Here is a 20055-nt window from a genome sequence, read left to right on the forward strand (position 1 = left end):
CCTTAATCCTTCATTCCTGAAGTAGCCATAGTCTCGATAATGCGGCTCTGCGAGAATACGAACAGCGTAATCGGCACGCTCATCAGAATGAGCGCCACTGCCGCCGCCGCGCCGGCACGGGCGATACCGCCCTGCACGATCTGATTCGCCGCGAAGTGCAGCGATTTGAGCTGCTCGCTGTAGATGAAGCCGTTGCCGTCGCTGCCCCACAAAATCTGGAACAGCAAAATAATGAGCGTTAACCAAGCGGGCTTCACGTTCGGCATAACGATGGTCCAGAAGATGCGATATTCGCTCGCGCCGTCGATCTTGGCCGCTTCCAGCAGCACATCCGGAATTTGCTCCATGAATTGCTTCATTAGATATAAGCCAAGCGAATACGCGAACGCCGGTATAATTACCGCCCAGTACGTATCGATAAGACCGATCCACGACATAATCATATAAGTCGGAATGGCCGTTACGGCCGGCGTGAACATCAGCGACAGGACGACAATCGTGAACATGAAGCCTTTGCCCGGGAACCGATGCTTGGCAAGCGGGTAAGCCGCTGCCGACGCCAGCAGCACATGGCCGATAATGCCCATGCCCGTAATAAATACGGTGTTAAAAATATATCTGGAGAAAGGTACCCAGGAATTGCCGAGCAGGTTGATTAAGTCCACGAAGTTGTTCATCGTCGGATTGCGGACGAACAACGTCGGCGGGAACATAAAGATTTCATCCAGCGGCTTGAATGCGTTGTTGATCGCATAGATAAGCGGCAAAATCATGAATGCGCCGAATAAGGTCAACAATGCAAATAGCGAGAAGCTGCCCCAGAACGAGCGGTTGACCCGCTTCTTGCGAAGTCGAAACGAGAACGTCATCAGCTCATTCACCTACCTTACGAAGAAGTTTTTGTACAAGGATGTTCGTTCCGACCATAATCATGAACAGCACCGTCGCGATGGAAGAAGCGTAGCCCATCTCGAACCTTGTCGTCCCGTAATCGATCAGATGCGTAACGATCGTCTCTGCCGCATAGTTGACGCTCGGGAATCCCGCGAGCGCGATGGATACGTCGGCAACGGCGAACGCCGAGGTCAACTGAATAACCGCGCCGAACATGAGCTGAGGACGCATCGAAGGCAGCGTTATATACCATAGCTCCTGCCAACGGTTCTTAATTCCGTCAACCGCACCGGCCTCATACAGCGTGCCGTCAACCGTCTGCAAGCCGGCGATGAAGGCCAGGAAGCCTGTACCTAGACTGAGCCACAGCTGTACAAGAATAATGATCGGCAATACGTAAGCTTCGGTCTTCAGCCATTGCAGCGGCTCGAGTATAATGCCGAGCTTGATAAGCAAGCCGTTCGCGATTCCGTAACGGTCGCCGGAGAAGATCATCAGCCAAATGAAGAACACGTTGCCGGAGATCGACGGCGCGTAGAATACGAGCGTCATTACGGCTCTCAGCTTCGGCGACAGCTCATTGATAATCCAGGCAAACACGAAGCAGGCGATATAACTGATCGGTCCGGTAATAACGGCGAACAGAATCGTATTTTTGATCGCGATCAAGAAGACGTCATCTTCTAGAAACAGCCGCGTATAGTTCTGCCAGCCGATAAATTTCGGAAATTCCAACATATTAAAGTACGTAAAGCTCAGTACAATCGATATTAACACCGGCAATACCGTAAATACGGTGAACAACAGCATGTACGGAGCCAGCAAAATGTACGAATGCTTAGCCGCTTTCGCTTCCCGCAACTTCAGGCTCAACCAGTTTTGCACGCTTAACCCCCCCATTATTGCGGTAATCCGAACTCTTTTCGTTTCGTTCGAATCTCATCTTGCATGTATTGGACGTAATCCATAATCGACTCGCGCGCTTCAACGGCGCCAACGACCGACTTGTAGAATGCGTTGAACAAATGACGGCCTGTGAAGTAACCGCCAGGCACCTCCGGCACGCCTTTCACGGCATCGAACTGCTCTTTCAAGTTCTCATAGTCGGCAACCGGCCATGGCAGGCTGTCGAGCGCCTTAATATTAGCAGTCGGATAGCGCGCCGCAGCGCCCATAAGACCTTCCATCTCGCGGCCGAAAGTCGTCTGTGTCGCTTCGTCCGTCCACCATTTCATGAATTCCCACGCCGCTTCCTTGTCTTMCGCCGCATTCATCATTACGACGCCGCTGCCTCCGCTTGGCACGGTACGATCGAGCGTGCCGTCCTCTTTAACCGTTCCCGGAACAGGAGCGAAGCCCCACATGCCGCGGATTTCCGGAGCAAATACGGAGAGCTGGTTATACGTCGTATAGTCGGCAATGCCGATCGGCATCTGACCGGTACGGAACCGGTTGGCAAAGTCGTATTCTCGTTCCAGCTTATAGTCGGTATAGAACTCGGTCCATTGCTTGAATGTCTCGATGCCGACTCGCGAATCCAGATCCGACTCTTTGCCATCGTTGCGATAGAACTGGCCGCCATTCTGATAGAGCAGTGTCGCGTACATCGAGTTCGGCGGGATGTTCTGTCCTTGAACGGCTGCTTGGGCAACGACCGGCAAGCCGAATTGCATATGGTTTTTGCTAAGTACAGCTAGAAGATTGGATACGTCATCCCATGTCTCCGGAACTTCAAGCTCCAGCTCCTCAAGCACGTCCTTGCGGTAGAAGAGCATGTTGAACGTCTGTGTCTCCGGCAGCGCATACACACCGCTTTGGTAGCTGTACGGTACGAGTGCGCTTGAGCGGAACCGTTCCTTCACTTCATTAAAGTCGGCGAATTGCGACAGGTCGACCGACGCATTCCTCATCGCGTAGTTGACCGGAATATCGTTCTCGATCTGCATCGCTACGTCAGGACCTTGACCGGCCAATGTCGCCGGGAGCAGCGTACCCATATTGACGAGCTTCAGATTCACGTTAATGCCGGTTGCCGAAGTGAACGTCTCGTCGATCATCGCTTTGATCGTATTCGCTTGGTCGCGGCCGCTTCCGATCCATACCGTTACGGAACGTTGATCCGCCTTGTCCGTTACGTTGCCGATCTGATTGTAATCGGTGAAGAAGGAATACATGAAGGTCGATGCTTCATGCTTCATCTTCGAGAAGAAGCTCATGCCCTTCTTCGGAAACTTTTTGTCCGGCGAAGCAATATAGATCGCATCGAATTCGAGCGGCTGTTGTCTAGCCTGCTGCACCCAAGTGCCGAGACCGCCTGTATTCGTCTTATAAGCGGACAGTCGCTTCGATACGCTCTCAGGCTTGTCGATCATCTCGTCGAGCTGCAGCGCCATCGTTTTAAGCAACGCCTCCTGATCGCTCGATTGACCGGACAGCGTTACTAATTGCTTCGATATACGCTTCAGTCGGTCGCTTTCAGCACTGAACACTTCTAACAGATCAGGAATTTTCTTATCGAGCTGATAGTCGCGGAATTCATCCGGCTTCGTGCCCGTGATCATCAATATTTTGCGATACATGTCGTTCAGGCTATAAAGACTTTCTTCCACCTCGCGGATAAGCGGGGCGAATTCGCCCAAGCTGACTTCCATCCGAATCGTATGCTTGCCCTTCTCCAGGCTGTACAGGTAAGGCTCGTCGCCGCCCATAACATCCATTCGATAGCCGCCTTTATAACGGAAGGCTACTTTCTCCATCTCTTTGAAAGGCACCTCGCCGTCAATGGTCAACCTGCGTGTGGAGTAAATACCTCTGACGAAGTTTTGCTGCGACTTAAAGGCAATCTTATACAGGCCCGTCTCCGGCACCTCGACTTCCCATTCCATCCATTGACCGGGTAGACGCCAGTTGAAGCCGCCGATTGTGTTGATTTTTATTTTTGAAGCACTGTATGGATACACCGCAGCACTTGAACGTTCGCTCAAAGGATACAAGGTAGGCGAAGATTTGGCAGTCGACGCTTCCCCTTCAATTGTTATCAGCTTGCCAGTAGTCGGTTTAACACCTTCTGTGTCATACTGCTTAACCCTATCTTCATAAGATAAAGGCGTCCGCTGCTGCAAAATTTTCAACTGCTTTATGACCATCGGCTCGCGAGTCGATTCCAGGGCAATCGTATGCGTTCCTTGCGATAAGTAAAATAAAAAGGGCTCGTTCTCATAGCCGTCGGAATCTTGGAACAGCTTCTCGCTCCATCTTGGCTTCTCGATCTGCTTCGGACGCAGCTCATTGCCTTGATTATCCCTTACTACTTCTTCCTTCTGATTGCTCCAGATGCGGTCGAACTGCAGGAATGCCGCTTCGCGGAATGGGCGCTCGCCGTCGATCGTTAGCGATCTTTCAATCGCCGAGCTCTTCCCTTCTACCGGATAATAGAGCAGCGACAGGTTGTACAGCCCTGCTTCGGCAACTTGGAACGTCCACTCTACGCTGCCTGATTCACCGGTCAGCAGCGAGGTTCCATCCATCCCCTCATATTGCTCCAGCTTCTGGAAGCCTTCCCCTTCGATGCGGCTATGATCAGCCGCTTCCAACACAATCTCTTGCTCAGGCCTAGCCTCTCCTTCGAATTCGGACAAATATTGCGCATATCTTTGTTCGTTGTAAGCCGACTGTTTGGCTGCGCTGCTGCCTTGCTGTTCATCTGATGATGCGGCGTCTGGGCTTGCATCCGCGTGCAAGGTTGTTCCGATCGGCAGCACGATGATTAATGCCATTACAGCGAGCACTATCTTTCCAGCTAAATGAGTAAGCCGCATATTGCTTATCACCAGAGGTCCTCCTTAGGCTTTATTCATGAAGTTGGGGGAGGTCGCACCCGACATCCCCCAACCGTTATGCCCTATTAATTGCTTCTATTATTGACCGAGCTTCCCGATGGAGGCTTCCGCGAGAGGCTTAACCTTCTCGGCAGTCGCCGTAACCGATTGATTGCCCACGATAATGTCCTCTACGAACAAGCCAGTAGGGAATTCAGGGAACGAATCGTCAAGCAGTACTCTGCCAGTTCCGTTAATATGATCGCGCGTGATCAAGATGTCATCCTCATGCGTATAGATGCCTTCAAGCCATTCTTGGCTTGGGAAATCTTCCGTTTGCGGGATGTCGAACGTWTCTTCCCAAGCTTGGTATACCAATTGCGCATCTTTGACGCCTTTTGGAATAAATTTGCCTGATGCAGCATTGTCGGCAAAGGTAATGGATGGATCGCCTTGCGGTCCTGTTGGCATTGGAACAACGCCAAGGTCAAACGTCAAGCCGCCAAGGTTCCAAGCAGCCGTGATGAACATAGCAACGTCGCCGTCTTTGAACGTGTTGTATTCATCCCATGCCGTTTTGTTGCTGCCCTTGATTCGAACAACTTTGTCTACGTTATACATGCGGTTAACGAACTCAGCCGCTTCGATCGTTTTTGGATCCGTGAACCCTTGCGTCTTAGCGCTTTCGTCAACGACGAATCCGCCGTTCGCGTAAGTGAAGTTGCGGAACACGTCCAGCGCCCAACCGGAGAACCCGTAAGTGTCGATTTTACCGTCATTGTCATTGTCTTTTGTCGCTTGCTTCGCAACTTCCAGGAATTTATCCCAGTTCCATTGACCACTTTCATACAGCTCTTTCGGATCAGGAAGGCCAAGCTTTTGGAACAGGTCGCGGTTGTAGTGCAAGCCTACGCCGCCCGTGTTCGGATTGTCGAAGCCGTACTCTTCGCCAGCGATCGGCGCTGTTTTCCAGAGCAGGTTCGCTTCATTGTTAATATTGTTAGCTGCCGTCGTGAACTCGCTTACTTTAAGCAACTGACCTTTCAGAATGGCAGGCAGTGCAGATTTGTACTCCATTTGGACGATGTCGGCGAACGGTTCGCCGCCCAGCACGGATGCTGTGAATTTAGGCATATATTCTTCAAAAGGTACGTTTACGAATTCGAATTTGACATTGTATTTTTTCTCGACTTCCGCGATTTTGTCGAGACGAGCTTTCTCCGAAGCCGTGTTGCCCGCTGGCTTCAAGTCCCACCAAGCCGCTGCCTTAATGACGCGTCCGCCCATATCAATCGGTTCAGCTGTCGGAGCTTCCGTAGCTTCCACCGCCGGAGCGTTCGTCGCATCGTTTGCCGGAGGCGTTGTCGCCTCGTTATTGCCGTTATTTCCTCCGCCGCAAGCCGTTAATAGAAGCATTAGACCCAACACCAAAATTGTAAACCCTTTCATCTTTCTCATAGCAGAACCTCCCAATTTTATTGTTCATCAGTTGGTACTCACCAGCATTCGAACAAGCGAAATCCCTAGAAATAAAGCGCTTGCAAGGCTGATCTAAAAAATAAAAACGCGAATATGGTTATTTGTTGTTAGGGCATCAACCTTTCTTTTGTTATGTAAAACGTTTTATATCACATAACAAACTCTAGCATCGTTTTCCAAATCGGTCAATTGTTTTTTATGTTATTCTATTGGTTCTACATGAAAAAGCGCCTAATATACTTATTCTTATAGCATTTACCCCCTTGTGCGTTATGCCAAATGATGCTATCTTTAATAACATAACAAAAATAACAAAACAAAAGTTATTATGTTTGTTTTTTGTTAATGATGCTAACATTTTTTTATTTACTAGCTCCATTAACCAAACATAGGAACAAAGTCACACGATGTATGAAAAGAATGGTTTTACTCGCTCGTCCAATCAGTTAATATTAAGGTTAATATGCCAAAAGCTACCCACTAAACTAACCAAAGTAGGATGATATCGTGAAAGGTAAAGTAACTATTCAAGCTATAGCTGACTATACAGGGTTATCCAAATTCGCCGTTTCCCGCGGATTATCCGGCAAATCCGGAGTCAGTCCCCAGACTCGCGAAAGTATATTGAAAGCTGCCGCGCATCTCGGTTATTTCAAGGAATCTCCGAATGCGCCTGTATCGAACGAACTAACCGATCTAAATACGCGTGAATGGTCGGGTACCGTACTCGTGCTGTTCCCGAACGTTCGCTATCAGAATACGGAATCGCTTTATTGGGGTCCTATTATAAACGGAATCTCTACTCATCTTGATCAGAAGGGGATTAATATCCTTACGCTGACTGAGCCAAAGGACGATTCCGTGTTTTCGCTGCTCAATCCAGAAGCGATCATGGGTATCCTTACGGTTGGCTGTATTTCGACGTCGATCCTGCTTGAGATCAAGCGCCTTGGTATACCTGTCATGATGGTTGACCATAATGATCCCGCTTTCAAGAGCGATGCCATCTTTACGGATAATCTGTCCAACATGCGGATAATTACGACAGCGGCGATACGCAAAGGCTATCGGAACTTTCAGTTCGTCGGCAACATCAAGGATGCTCCTAGCTTCTACGAACGGTATCTGGGCTTTCGCGCAGCACTTGAGGATCATGACATAGAGCTCAAGCAAATTCCATCGCTTATTGGTCCAGAGAATGAACATGAAAAATTCCATGAAACGTTCCCGATCGCAATAAGGCAACATGGACTGCCGGAAGCATTCATTTGTATAAACGACATTGTTGTAGACCATATCTTGTACCAGTTCAAACAGATGAATATCACGGTTCCCGACAGCTTAATCCTTACCGGCTATGACAACACGCATCCCAATCATCCGATTTGGGCGACCGTTAATATCGATATGGAACAGTTGGGCAAGCGAGCAGTTGATCAATTGCTATGGCGAATCCTGAATCCGGAGGCCGTCTATGAGAAAATATTGATTCAAGCCGACGTCATTATCAGAGATGAAGTTCTTGCGAGGTGATGCGATATCATTGAATTTCTTTCTCGAAATGTGAAGCATACCGATCTTCAATTGAATCAGTACGGTATCGAACAATGCTTGCCTGGACACTATTTCGGACCGGCAACACGCGATCATTATCTGCTGCATTACGTGCTTGAGGGTGAGGGAATATTCGAATCGGGAGGACATACATATCGGTTGCGAAGAGGACAAGGATTTCTGATCTGTCCGGATGAGATCAGCTATTATGAAGCGGATACATCTAATCCATGGCATTACTGTTGGCTCGGCTTTCACGGGGCTCAGGCGGAATCGTTTCTCATTCAGGCCAATTTGACATCGGCCTCGCCTATTTTCACCTACGACAAGGACGACTTGCTCTATCGCTATATGGAGCAGATCATCCAGTCTAAAAACCTGAATCGCTCGCGCGATCTGAGATTGACCGGACTTCTGTATATGCTGCTCTCACTGCTCGTTGAAAGTGGGACGGCTGAACAGGCAACCGATAAGAGGGAGAACCGCAAGAAGCAATACGTTAAGCAAGTGATCGACTTCATCGAGCACAATTACGCCAGCAAAATAAGCGTATCCCGCATTGCCTCGATGATCGGGCTTGATCGCAGTTATTTATGCTCGATATTCAAGGCGAACGTTCACTTCAGCATACAGGATTATTTGATCCTGTATCGCATTAATAAGGCTTGCGAGCTCATCGAGCATAGCGAGCTATCGATCGGCGACATATCCAGGTCCGTCGGATATGATGATCCGCTATTATTTTCGAAAATTTTCAAAAAAACGAAAGGCTTATCTCCGCGGCAATTCCGCAGCAGCCTAGTCAAGGATTTGGCTCCTTTTGTGGAGAAATAAGGGGTTGCCCTTCTCGATAAAGGGCTGATTTTTCGGAGAAATCGGCTGAAACTGTCTGAATTATAGGTTCATAAACGACTCAATGTCTTGGTCAGCCTTCGATTGATTGCAAGAATTGCAAGCGCATACACAGTTGACTGGTGTCGTGTGGCCGCCCTTCGCGCGCGGAAGCTTATGATCGATCGTATCGCCATATTCACCGCAGAAATAACAGGTATGTTGGTCTCTAGCAAGTATATATTGACGGAAAGACTTGTTGCTATAGAGCCGGCGAATCGTATGGCGGTTGACAACAACGGCCATCCCTTCCTTCACAAGCAAACTCGCCAGCGCCAGCTCGATCTCCTGATGCCATCTCCGGCCTTTATCCGTCAACCCTCGCATCCATATGAACCCTTTGCGCGTTGGTCTAAGAACAATCTCGCCTTTGGCAGAAACTTCAGGTGTTACTGGTGCTGGTGCTGGCGCTGGTGCTGTTGTTACAGGCAATGCTTGCTCTAACGTTGTCCGAGCTTTGCCCGTCGAGGCGCGGGCAGCCGTCTCTGAAGGTTCGGCAGCAGATGCCCGAAGCTTGCGGCAATCTTTGCATGCGCCGCGTCTAGATCCGGGACCGGAGCGCCTGCCCGTCCTTCGCAGAAACTCCGCAAGCGGCTTGCTCTGCCCGCAGTGCGAGCATTTTTTTTGCGTGCTTGGACGAACCGTCTCCTGCACCTGTTCAAGCTCATCCATATTTATAACTCCAGACAGCGCGCCTAAGCATCCCACGCTTTATATTTTGTCTTCCTCTTGGTCATCCCACTTCTTGGAGTACGCCTTGTTAGTTACCCAGAACGTCATCCAGCATAATAAAACAACGATAATAGCTGCGGCTATCCACACGCCAACCGGTACACCCATTCTAACTCCTCCTTCGCAAGTAATCCAAGCTCCTATAGATTATACTATACCATGCACTTATATTAGGCGATAATGCTGAGTTTTTTGTGACGTTATTTGGAGTTGTCGGTTATCGTATAACTATCGTAAAAAGCTTATTAACTGTTAACCAATTAGATACGATCTAGATCTCAATTTATATGATTTTTCAGATAAGATCTGATAAAACCGATGTAACTAGTCAAAACTTATCGTTTTATCATACAAAAGTGGCTAATTCATCCACGAAGTTTAATCCATCCATCCCCCTGACATGAAAAAAGGGCCTCCAAGTTCCACTTTGTAGAGGAATTTAGAGGCCCTTCGAGAATTAATTAGGACGTCCCATGTCGCGCGAATACATTTGGAACAACCAATTCATATATGAACGCATCTTTTAATTGTTAAACCTCAAGCGGTAGCTGCTGCCAGCCGCTGCTTCCCAGCTCCCAACGCCGTTTTCCGATATACGATAAGCAACTGATGATTCGCCCTCTTCCTCTACGCCTGTTAGTCCAGCAGCCCGGACAATGCAGCTTCCTCCTGCTTGCGAGCGAATCGTTGCATCCGTTAACCGGCCGTCTGCCCAACGAAGGTCGACCGAATAACCGCCACTGGCACGAATACCTGCTAACTCTCCATTGTTGGCCCATGCCTTTGGCAGCGCAGGAAGCAGATGAATCTCGCCTTCATGGCTTTGCACAAGCATTTCGGCGATGCCTGCCGAACCGCCGAAGTTGCCGTCGATTTGGAACGGAGGATGATTGTCGAACAAATTCGGCAGCGTCGAATGGCTGAGAAGCGCATGCACATTGTCATAAGCTTTTTCGCCTTCCTCAAGTCTAGCCCAGAAGTTGATGATCCATGCTCTGCTCCAGCCGGTATGACCGCCTCCGCTCGCCAATCGGCGCTCCAGCGTTACCTTGGCCGCTTCCGCCCATTCCGGCGTTCCGCGTACGGTGAATCGCTTGCCAGGATGAAGGGCGAACAAATGCGAAATATGCCGATGTCCCGGCTCGGCCTCCTCGTAATCTTCCAGCCATTCCTGGATTTGTCCATGCTTGCCGATCTTAGGCTGCGGCAAGCGCTCCACGATTCCGTGCCATTGCGCCCTCTCCGTCTCGTCTACCGCAAGCGTTCGCGACGCTTCGATACAGGCACCAAACAGCTCATATAAAATTTGGCTGTCCATCGACGAGCCAACGCATAGAACACCTGATTGTCCACTCGGCAAAATATACGTATTTTCCGGCGATACCGACGGCGACGCAACGAGCAAKCCGTTGTCTGTCTCGATCAAAAATTCAACGAAGAACTGAGCTGCTTCCTTCAGCGTCGGATAGGCCTTCTCCAAGAAGCTTCTGTCTAAGCTGTATTCATAATGCTCCCATAGATGCAAGCAAAGCCAAGCGGCGCCCATCTGCCAATAGGTCGCCGGCAAATAAAGATCCTGCGGCGCCGTATCGCCCCATATATCGGTATTGTGATGAGCAACGAAGCCGCCGCAATTATACATCACGCGAGCCGTATGACGGCCCGGTTCGCGCATCCGCTCGATCAGGTCGAACAACGGCTCATGGCATTCTGCCAAATTGCCCGATTCCGCTGGCCAATARTTCATTTGYGYATTGATRTTAATCGTATATTTGCTGTCCCAAGGCGGAAGCATCTTATCGTTCCATATCCCCTGCAGATTCGCCGGCAAAGAGCCGGGACGGCTGCTGGCACATAACAAATAACGTCCAAAATGATAATAAAGCGCCATAAGACCGCTATCCTCTTCGCCCTGCTGTACCCGCTTGAGCCGCTCATCCGTTGTTAATTGGGCGAATAGCTCTTCTCCGCCAAGCTTCAGTGTCACACGCTCGGTAAGACGGCTTATATCCTGCACATGTCTTGATCGAAGCTCCTCATAGGAGTATGTCCCTGCCATGTCAGCCGAATGCAGCACATACCATTCTGGATCTTCATGCCGAAACTCGGTTGCAGCGGTTAGCAATAACGTAACGCTGTCAGCATTGTCGACGATAAGATGCTCGCCTATAATCTTAACGCTGCCGCCTTCGGCGACAGCCTTCAGCGCCATGCGGAACTCCATGCCTCCAGCCCCGCCGCAGTTGCCCCGCATAAGCAGCGTATTCCCTGCATCATTGGCATTCACGAGTTCATCATAAAAACGGTTGCCGGGACCGCGAAGCAGCCTCGCGGTGAAGCTAATGCTTCCCGGCTGGTCAGCTGTTATACGCGTAACGATCGACTCGTCCGGAAAACTTGCGAAGCTTTCTCTTAAATACTTAATGCTTCCCATCTGATACGATACGGCGGCAATGCCGCTGAAGACATCCAGCTCGCGCGTATACTCCGATACATCGTTATTCTCGTACCGGAATTGCAAAGCAAGATCGCCTAGCGGCAAGTAGTGGCGCTGCGATTCGGGGACGCCGGACAGCGCCATTACACTTAGCTCCTCTGCTTCGCGAAGCTTGCCTTCACTAAGCAGACTGCGAATCTTAGGAAGGTTAGGCAGCGCACTTGGATTGTTCCGATCCCGCGGGCCTCCGTACCATACGCTGTCCTCATTAAGCGCGATTCGTTCGCGCTTCGGATCGCCGAACACCATGCCTCCTAACTTTCCGTTGCCGATCGGCAGCGCTTCTTCCCATGCGCCAGCTGGCTGCTTGTACCAGATACGTTTTTCAAGCTGATTCGTCATTTAATAACCTCCGATTGGAATGGTTCTATGAATTACGCTAATATTGCTTTACTATAGAATTTGTACGACCATTCATGCCGACTGCAGGTGAACTTATGTTATTTCTTGACGAACAACAGACTTTGTCCGATCTGCTGCAATCGATTCAGTTGCAAATCCATGCTGCCGATTACACGCAAGTATCCATTGAGTGGGGCGAAGATGTCACTCATCCGCCTTACAATAAACTGTATTACATATGCGAAGGCGAAGGCTGGATACGGGTCGGCGATACCGAATATACCCCGAAGGCTGGTCAGCTGTTCATCGCGCCAGCACATGCTCCAATATCCTTCGGCACCGTTAACGGCCGCCGTCCCTTCTTGAAATATTGGTGCCATTTCTCGATTACGGCCGGACCGTTCGATCTGTTTCAATGGATCGGCATGCCGCTATGTATCGATGCGCAAGATTCGAACCGCATAACGACGCTTTTCCAAGCTATGGTGGATGCCAAATGGCAGCATGCGATAGCCGCTCGCCTGCGGGAGAAAGCGATGCTGCTAGAGCTTGTCGCGCTTTACCTCGATGACGTGAAGGTACGTGTATTGCAGCATCGTTCGGATGAAATAAGCCGTCTTGCCGTGATTCAGCAATATGTCGCCTCACATCTGAACACAAGCATCACCGTTGAGCAAATGGCCGAGGCTGTCCATCTGCACCCTAACTACTTTATCGCCTATTTCAAGAAGCACCTCGGCGTACCGCCAATGAAATACGTAGGCCTTAAGCGCGTCGAGCGCGCCAAGCTTCTGCTGACCACAACACCGCTGAGCATCAAGGAAATAGCCGATCAGATAGGCTTCCAGGATACAAGCCATTTTACGAAGTTTTTCCGCAAAGAAACGAGCCTTTCGCCTACCGAGTACCGCGCTGCGCCTCATCACAAGCCATAATGGATTCCATTGTTCACTACTATTATAAAAACGATTACATCCCATAACATTGGATGAAACTAAGGTATTCGTGCAAATAACTAACGTCCGACTCCGCACATTGCAAAGAGACAGCGCTTAAAGGCGAAGAACTCACCTTTAAGCGCTGCCTCTCTACTTACCTATAATTTACCCTTTAATAGCACCCGAAGCGATACCCTTCACGAAGTACTTCTGCAGCGACAGGAATACGATCAGAATCGGGATGATCGACATCGTCGTTCCAGCGAAGATCATGTCCCAACGGGACGAAAACTCGCCCACATAGTAGAAGATCTCGACAATCATCGTTTTCGTTTGGCCCGAAGGCAAGACAAGCATCGGCATAAGGAAATCGTTCCATATCCCAAGGCCGTTCAGTACAACCAGTGTAGCCGTACACGGTCCGAGCAGCGGAAAGACGATGCGCCAGAATATACCGTACTTCGAGCAGCCGTCGATTTCAGCGGATTCCTCGATCTCCTTCGGAATGCCCTTCAGGAAGCTCGTATACAGTAAGCTGCCAAAGCCGACTGACCCGGAAATATAGATCATAACAGGTCCCGCCAGATTACCGTACAGCCCCAGCATTTTCAATTCCTTGAACAAAGGTATCATGTACGCTTGGAACGGAATCATCATGCCTGCAAGGAAGAAGACGAATACGGCACGCGTCCATCTCTTGTCATGGCGCTCAATGGCATAACCCGCCATCGGGATGAGCAATATCATGAACAAAATCGAGATAGCCGTTAGGATCAGGCTGTTCAAGATCGCCCGAGGATACTCCGTCTCCATCAGCAAATATTTGAAGCTGTCCAGATATAAGCCTTTCGGAAAAGCGATGGCGTCTTTCATAATTTCCGCATTGCTTTTGAACGCCGACATGATATTGAACAAAATCGGGAAGAAAAACACGAGAGCGAGCAGCAGCGTCCCTGCAAACAACAGGATGTCGTTAAGCTTTCTTCTCTTCTGCATCTTAGAGCTGCACCTCCCGCTTCCGCAAAAATTTCACCTGAATAACCGTAACGATCATGATGAGGACGAAAAGCACTTGCGCAAGCGCCGTACCGAAGCCTTGACGCAGCTCGCCGAAGCCTACTTTGTAAATGATATACGTCAATGTCTCGGTCTCGAATCCAGGGCCGCCGTCGGTCATGACCGCGATTTGGTCGAAAATTTTGAGCGCGCTGATCATGGAGAGCACAACACATACGGTCATAGCGCCCGCAAGCAGCGGGAACGTAATATGGCGGAACTGCTGCCATCTGTTCGCTCCGTCGATGCTTGCCGCTTCCGACAGATCCTGCGGAATGCTCTGCAATCCGGCCAAATAAATAATCATGTAGTAGCCTGCCGATTTCCAAACCGTCGACAGAATGATCGAAATAAGGGCATAATCGGKATCTCCGAGCCAATCCGCCTTAAGCTGGCCCAGTCCAACGACGTCCAGCAGTTGATTCAATACGCCGAAGTTGTAATTTAGGATAATCGTCCATACGAAACCCATAACGATGCCGCTTAGCAGCACCGGGAAGTAGAACACGCTGCGAAACAAATTGCGGAACCATCTCACTTGATCGACGAAAATCGCAAGCGCCATGGCGACGATATTTTCCAACAAAACCAATACTACCGCCATAAGCAGCGTATTTTTCAGCGCGTTATGAACCCGTTCGCTATTCCATATTTCCACGAAGTTGCTTAGTCCGATAAACCGGATATCGCTGCTAACGCCATCCCACGACGTTAAGCTTAAGTACATGCTGCTGATCGTCGGTACGATAACGAACAGCGTATACAATAAGAAAGACGGCAAGATGAACAAAACCGCATAGATCTGCCATTTTTTCTTTTTCTTTTTRTTTGCAAGCGGCATGGCCATGGTGCTCTCCTCCTCCGATTAAACGCCGGATTAACGGAGGCCCTTGCAGTATGCAAAGGCCCCGGCTCCATCCGACTTCATTCCATTACTGCTGGTTTGCCTTAACCTGCGTATCGTACTCCGCGTCCGCTTTGGACATGTACTCTTTTACGTCCGCATCCTTAAGCACTAGATCCTGCATCAGCTTGTAGAACCAGTTGCGGAATTGCGGAGGAATTTGGTTCTCGCCCCACCAGTTATTGATAGCCAGCGACTTTTTCACGTTAGGATCAGCCATCACTTTGAGCACGTCTTGCATTTGCGGCGTCGACTCGTACGTAATCTGTTCCTTCGTCGAAGGGATGCCGTTTGACGCTTTCAAAAATTGCGAGTACTGCTCCTTGCTGAAGAAAAACTTGATAAACGTTTTGATTGCTTCGGCTTTATCCGCATCTTTGGCCGCTTCGGCGGACAATGTCCAACCAGCAGGCGACGGCAGGCCGATGACGTTGATGGCGCCCGTTCTATCAGGCAGCGGATAATAGCCAAACTCGAAGTTCGGATCGGCTTCGGCGATCTGCGTGAACATCCACGGACCGGAGAACAGCTGCGCCGCTTTGCCCGATACGAGAATCGATGCCGTTTGGTTGTCGGCCGTGCTGAGCCAGCCTTTGTCGACGTATTTCGAGAACAGCTCTTTGTAATCCGTCATTGCTTGCACGGGACCTTCGTCCGTGAAGCTAACCGACTTCGCTGTGCGCTTGGAGTTCCAGTCCGCATCCTTGGAATAGACATCGTCAATCAGGAACTTGTTAAGCCAGAAGCCCATATGGAAAATATCTTTGCCGCCAACGACGATCGGCGTAATGCCTGTTGCTTTCAGCTTTTCTTGCGCGGCAAGAAATTCGTCGTATGTTTTCGGAAGCTCGGCAATGCCTGCATCCGCGTAAGCTTTTTTACTATAAATAATGCCTTGGGGCGCGTTCAGCGTCAGCGGCGCGTTGTATACTTTGCCGCCGACCATCGGTACTTCTCCGAACAAGTCAAGAAGCTCCGACGGCAGCTCGACGATCTTGCCGGCATTAGCGAACAGCTCCGTATCGCGCATTTCCACTAGATCGGGAAACTCGCCTACGRCATCCTTCGTTTTGAGCCAATCCAAGTAAGAGGATGACGTACCTTCGCTTATGTCGACGATCTTAATGTTAGGATTTGCTTCGGTGAACGCTTTGATCGCATCGCCGATCGCTTTTTTGCCTGCCGGATCGCCGGTTGCGTAACCGATCGAGAAGCTGACCTCTTTCGCCTCTTCCTTGCCCGGCGCGTTCGTTGCCGTCCCTTCATTCGTCCCGCCGGTGTTGTTCTTATTGCCGCCATTATTGTTTCCGCCGCATGCCGTCAATACGAGTGAAGTAGCAATGGCTACTGATGCAAGCTGAGTCAATGATTTTTTGTTCATATGTGTATAAGCCTCCCCTTTGATATGCATGTTCCGGGATTGGGTCGTCGATGTGCGCAGCATCGAGTGTATACGCTTTCCCTGTATACAGAGTAACATCGTTCGAAAACCGTTAGAATGAACTTTTTTAAGCCGCGTATGCGGTTAATTTAAGATCGTTGACACGTTCTGACGCTTCCCTTAAAACGAAAATGACCGGAAGCCCGGTCATTCGCTTTTTTTCCGTTCCTGGCGGTAATCGTTCGGCAGCTGGCCGAATTGCTTCTTGAACATATCGCTGAAATGCCGGGCGTTGTTGTACCCGACCTGCTCCGCTATTTCGTATACCATCCCATCTGTATGAAGGAGCAGCCTGATCGCGTGCTTCATCCTAACCTCGGTAACGTATTGCTTGAAGTTCTGCTTCGTATGTTTTTTGAAGAAGCTGCTGAAGTAATAAGGATTCATGAACGCAATGCCGGCGACCGACTCGAGCGTAATTTCTTGCGCATAGTTCTTCTCGATATATTGCTTGATTTTGGCTAACAATATTTTGTCCTTATTCCCGGAATCGACGTCCACCATGGTATAAATTTGCTCGATCGCGCGGATCGTTTCATCCTGCAATCGCTCGAACGTCTCGCAGGAGCCGAGCCTGCTCTGCAGCTCATGCATGTCGATCGCGCCGTCCGGCAGTTGAACGCCATTTTTGGTCATTTCCTGCAAAATAAATAGGACGGAAGAAAGACTCGTCGATACGGCGAGCGTTCGGTTGCCGTAGGCGCCCGTTCTAACGATCGCTAGCAGCTTGATCAGAGCTTGGACGGCATCCGGCCACGCATTCGCCGTCAGACTGCGTACAACCTCCATTTGCATGCCGTACAGCTCTTTATCGAACGGCTGCTTGGATTCTTGAGCCTCATAAGCGATGACCTTGCCGCGCCCGAGAAAATAGTTCATCTGCAGCGCCTGCTCCGCATATCGATAAGCGTGCTCCAGTCGATCCGTTCCGTCGACGGGCTCGCTCACTCCCGCAGAAACGCTTAATTTCAAATAAACCATGATATTGTGTACGATGTTGTCCGCTATCGCAGCAGCCCCATTACGATCCGTGTGGCTGATAACGGCTACGAATTTATGATCCTTTAGAAAAGCGAACCCGTTATGCGAGGCAACGACGATTTCCTGCACGATGTTGCCAATCGCAAATTCAATGAGACGTCCTTCCTTCTCCGACCAACGGTCCGAACCGTCCTTGAACTGATCGATCTCGATAATGGCAACGGAATACAGGGGACCGGGCAGTTCCGCAGCCAGCAGCCGGTAAGCCTCCGAATGCGGCGTTAGCGTGCCGTCCGTCAATTGATGCAGCCACTCCTGCAGCTCTTCATGCCTGTTCTTCTTCTCCAAGAGCTGGAGCTTGCTCTTCCGCTTTAACTCCTCCTGCTGCTCTGTAATAGACGACAGCACGCCAAGCAGCACGTCTTCCAACTGCTGCTTCACGACGGGTTTGACCAAATAGTCGGCAGCGCCGTACGTAACAGCATCTCTCGCGTAGGAAAACTCTTGATAAGCGCTAATGAATATCACCTTGGCGGGATGGTTTCTTCGCTTCAGTTCTTTGATGATCTCGATTCCCGTTCGATGCGGCATGCTAATATCGCTGATGATAATGTCCGGTTGGCTGGTCTCGATTAATTCGAGCAGCTCGTTGCCGTCGTAGGCTTGGCCTACAATGTCGAGGCCCATCGACTCCCAATTGATGAGCTTGCGCAACCCTTTGATAATAAGCGGCTCATCGTCGGCAAGTATAACCTTAATCATGTCCATAGCCCTCCTTGATCGGCATAGCCAAATGAACCGATGTACCGACATGCTGGCGGCTGCTGATGGTTAGCCCGTACTCGCTGCCGCATACCGTTTTGATTCGTTCATGGACGTTTTTGATACCGACATGCTTAGAGGGGGTGTTCGGATCGGATAACATTTCGTTCAAGCGCTGAAGCTGCTCCTTCTCCATGCCAACGCCGTCGTCGTATACCGTAATCGCAAGTTGTCCATCCGCCGCTTCGACGGATATGCCTACCGTCCCTTTGCCTTTGGGCCGCACGCCATGCTGGATCGCATTCTCCACGATCGGTTGCAGCGACAGCTTCAGCACGGGCCAGTTAGGATCTACCTGCTCGGAAAGATGAACGCGCAGCTCGAAGCGGTTCTCATAACGCACTTGGATGATATAAAAATAGTCCCGAAGATGATCAAGCTCTTGCTGTAGCGTTACCCAATCCTCACCGTAATCAATGACGTACTTCAGCTGATTGGACAACGATAAAATCATATCGCCCACCTCGTCAGCGTCATTATGAACCGCGTTCATGCGGATAACCTCCAGCGTGTTGTATAAATAATGCGGCCGGATTTGGCTCTTAAGCGCATTAAGCTCCGCCTGCTTCTGCTTGATTTCCGCTACATAGGCATCGTTGATAAATATCCCCAAGCGTTCGACCATCCGGTTGAAGCCATGGCCGAGCCTGCCCATTTCATCATTGCCTTTGATTTCGACCTGGGCATCCAAGTTGCCAGACTCGACCTTGATCATCTGCTTGATCAAACTGCTGATCGGAGCGGCCAACCTGCGCGAGAACCATGCGCCCATGACGATAAGAACGACCGCGCTGACGAAGATCGCGATATAGACGGCAAGACGCGTGGTCACCAACTGCTCGTACAGGTCCTTTTTCACGAATAAGGCGGTCACTTGCCCTTTCAAATACGGTATGGTCTCCGTTAACACAAGCGTGTCATCGTTAGAAGCCCGCAGCAGCTCGTCTTTCTTACCCATGATGTCCATATTGCTGAAGAACACGTTGTTTTCACTGTCCAGCACGTAAAGCTCGTCGTCCTTCCCGATGCTCAGCTCTTTGAAAAACTGATCGAAGACGGCGATATCGACATCGAAGTAAAGCGTTCCGAGCACCTTCGGCTCGCTTGTAAGCGTGCCCGATACGTCGATCAAATTACGGCCGACCGTTATTACGTTCACATCCGAATTTTTATAGTAGCTTTCTTTGTGCATCGGAAATATCGCGATTTTGTTTTTCTTCTCGTCGAAGCTTCTGCCCCATTCCTCGATCGGAAGCAGCTCGGGCTGAAATACTTGATTTTCTTTGTACTGGTAAAAAAGCTTGTTATCCGAGGACCTTACGAAATAGGCTGTCCGAATATAGGAATCGCTAAAGATGATCGTCTTCAAAAAACCGTCGATCGGCATGGAATTGATTTGCTCCAGCTCATTGACGTTATAGCTCTGATTGTCGTTCGAGCCTTCGTAGAAACCGTCATATCTCCCTGTATACATGAGCTGAGACACATCGTCGTAATCTTTGAACACCGAATTGAGGTTATAGCTCATGTAGAGCATCATTTGATTCAAATTGTTAGACGTATACCGCTCCACATGGCCCGTAAACGTCTGGACGGAATAATAGCTGAGCGCAAGCAACGGAATCAAACCAACGAGAATGAAAGCTGCCGAAAACTTGACGAACATGCTTCGCCGCTTTTGCTGCCACACGCTGAACATCGGCATC

15 protein-coding genes are annotated in these 20055 nt (G+C 49.9%); 3 read left to right on the forward strand and 12 right to left on the reverse strand.

Annotation, left to right across the window (positions count from 1 at the left end; genetic code table 11):
- Positions 1-2: 2 nt before the first annotated feature.
- From AB4Z33_RS07090 to AB4Z33_RS07105, 4 genes are all read right to left on the reverse strand, one after another.
- Entirely contained in the window at positions 3-869 is an 867-nt protein-coding gene (locus AB4Z33_RS07090) for a carbohydrate ABC transporter permease (RefSeq protein ID WP_337099383.1), read from the reverse strand.
- Between the two features lie 4 nt (positions 870-873).
- Positions 874-1779, reverse strand: coding sequence for a carbohydrate ABC transporter permease (locus AB4Z33_RS07095; RefSeq protein WP_442049257.1), 906 nt, complete (start codon positions 1777-1779; stop codon positions 874-876).
- Positions 1780-1793: 14 nt separating this feature from the next.
- Complete coding sequence (locus AB4Z33_RS07100; protein ID WP_442049329.1) at positions 1794-4670, reverse strand: extracellular solute-binding protein; 2877 nt, start codon at positions 4668-4670, stop codon at positions 1794-1796.
- A 141-nt stretch (positions 4671-4811) separates the two neighbouring features.
- Positions 4812-6170, reverse strand: a complete 1359-nt coding sequence (locus AB4Z33_RS07105) for an ABC transporter substrate-binding protein (protein ID WP_442049258.1) — start codon at positions 6168-6170, stop codon at positions 4812-4814.
- 528 nt (positions 6171-6698) lie between these two features.
- On the opposite strand from AB4Z33_RS07105, the gene AB4Z33_RS07110 reads away from it, so the two are divergent.
- Together AB4Z33_RS07110 and AB4Z33_RS07115 are read left to right on the forward strand one after the other, a co-directional pair.
- On the forward strand, positions 6699-7724 hold the full coding sequence (locus AB4Z33_RS07110) for a substrate-binding domain-containing protein (RefSeq protein ID WP_442049259.1): 1026 nt from the start codon (positions 6699-6701) through the stop codon (positions 7722-7724).
- A 30-nt stretch (positions 7725-7754) separates the two neighbouring features.
- Positions 7755-8579 (forward strand): AraC family transcriptional regulator, encoded by an 825-nt coding sequence (locus AB4Z33_RS07115; RefSeq protein ID WP_442049260.1) that lies wholly within the window; start codon positions 7755-7757, stop codon positions 8577-8579.
- A gap of 60 nt (positions 8580-8639) precedes the next feature.
- Here the strand turns inward: AB4Z33_RS07115 and AB4Z33_RS07120 are convergent, their stop codons facing one another.
- The 3 genes from AB4Z33_RS07120 to AB4Z33_RS07130 all read right to left on the reverse strand — a co-directional run bounded on the left by AB4Z33_RS07120 (position 8640) and on the right by AB4Z33_RS07130 (position 12207).
- Complete coding sequence (locus tag AB4Z33_RS07120) at positions 8640-9308, reverse strand: HNH endonuclease (RefSeq protein ID WP_442049261.1); 669 nt, start codon at positions 9306-9308, stop codon at positions 8640-8642.
- 39 nt (positions 9309-9347) lie between these two features.
- Positions 9348-9476 (reverse strand): hypothetical protein, encoded by a 129-nt coding sequence (locus AB4Z33_RS07125; RefSeq protein ID WP_442049262.1) that lies wholly within the window; start codon positions 9474-9476, stop codon positions 9348-9350.
- 415 nt (positions 9477-9891) lie between these two features.
- Positions 9892-12207 (reverse strand): glycoside hydrolase family 95 protein, encoded by a 2316-nt coding sequence (locus tag AB4Z33_RS07130; protein ID WP_442049263.1) that lies wholly within the window; start codon positions 12205-12207, stop codon positions 9892-9894.
- A 74-nt stretch (positions 12208-12281) separates the two neighbouring features.
- On the opposite strand from AB4Z33_RS07130, the gene AB4Z33_RS07135 reads away from it, so the two are divergent.
- Positions 12282-13142, forward strand: coding sequence for a helix-turn-helix domain-containing protein (locus AB4Z33_RS07135; protein WP_442049264.1), 861 nt, complete (start codon positions 12282-12284; stop codon positions 13140-13142).
- Between the two features lie 168 nt (positions 13143-13310).
- Here the strand turns inward: AB4Z33_RS07135 and AB4Z33_RS07140 are convergent, their stop codons facing one another.
- The 5 genes from AB4Z33_RS07140 to AB4Z33_RS07160 all read right to left on the reverse strand — a co-directional run bounded on the left by AB4Z33_RS07140 (position 13311) and on the right by AB4Z33_RS07160 (position 20048).
- Positions 13311-14141, reverse strand: coding sequence for a carbohydrate ABC transporter permease (locus AB4Z33_RS07140; RefSeq protein WP_442049265.1), 831 nt, complete (start codon positions 14139-14141; stop codon positions 13311-13313).
- A gap of 1 nt (position 14142) precedes the next feature.
- A complete protein-coding gene (locus tag AB4Z33_RS07145; RefSeq protein WP_442049266.1) occupies positions 14143-15048 on the reverse strand; it encodes a carbohydrate ABC transporter permease in 906 nt (301 codons plus the stop codon).
- Positions 15049-15133: 85 nt separating this feature from the next.
- A complete protein-coding gene (locus tag AB4Z33_RS07150) occupies positions 15134-16486 on the reverse strand; it encodes an ABC transporter substrate-binding protein (RefSeq protein ID WP_442049267.1) in 1353 nt (450 codons plus the stop codon).
- Between the two features lie 207 nt (positions 16487-16693).
- Positions 16694-18289, reverse strand: a complete 1596-nt coding sequence (locus AB4Z33_RS07155) for a response regulator (RefSeq protein WP_442049268.1) — start codon at positions 18287-18289, stop codon at positions 16694-16696.
- Positions 18282-20048, reverse strand: a complete 1767-nt coding sequence (locus AB4Z33_RS07160; RefSeq protein ID WP_442049269.1) for a cache domain-containing sensor histidine kinase — start codon at positions 20046-20048, stop codon at positions 18282-18284. The genes AB4Z33_RS07155 and AB4Z33_RS07160 overlap by 8 nt, the downstream gene beginning before the upstream one ends.
- Between the last annotated feature and the right edge of the window lie 7 nt (positions 20049-20055).

It is taken from the genome of Paenibacillus sp. 2TAB19 (genome assembly GCF_052115185.1).
GTDB lineage: Bacteria > Bacillota > Bacilli > Paenibacillales > Paenibacillaceae > Pristimantibacillus.